The following is a 440-nucleotide window of genomic DNA, read 5'->3' as shown; positions in this document are numbered from 1 at the left end:
CTCAAATATTGCGATGAGCGCGGCACGACGCGGATGCCGCGCTCATCGCAATATTTGAGAATGCGCGAAACCTGCGCAACGGTTTCGGGCAGCACGACGACAAGCGGCAATTTCTTGTAGGCCGTCAGCCCGTCGCTCTCGAATGCGCGCATGGAATTGGCTGCATCGTCCACGCCTTCGCCGGGCCCGATGATGCGCATATCGGCGACGATTTCCGCGCGCTTCGATAAAGTCACCTTATCGGGTGCCGGCATGACCAAACCAGACATTGCGTTCCTCCCGGTAACAACTGGTAAATATGTTTTACCAGCTCTGCCTATAATTGCCAAGCGCGACACTGACAGTATGACATGCGACTGGACAAGTGAATTGACCAGTGGTCGCACGGCGCTTTATTATTGCGCATAGAACCATAAGGCATTTACGCCATCGTGACCGAA

General features: G+C 54.5%; 1 pseudogene. It reads right to left on the bottom strand.

Going from position 1 to position 440, the window contains the following annotated elements:
- Positions 1-269, bottom strand: a pseudogene (locus tag AB1462_RS32090) (hypothetical protein); the annotation flags it as partial.
- Between the last annotated feature and the right edge of the window lie 171 nt (positions 270-440).

Source organism: Pseudomonas sp. SB113 (assembly GCF_040754745.1).
GTDB lineage: Bacteria > Pseudomonadota > Gammaproteobacteria > Pseudomonadales > Pseudomonadaceae > Aquipseudomonas > Aquipseudomonas grimontii.
Note: the sequence above shows the minus strand (reverse complement) of the source record. Positions and strands in the feature narration are given on the sequence as shown.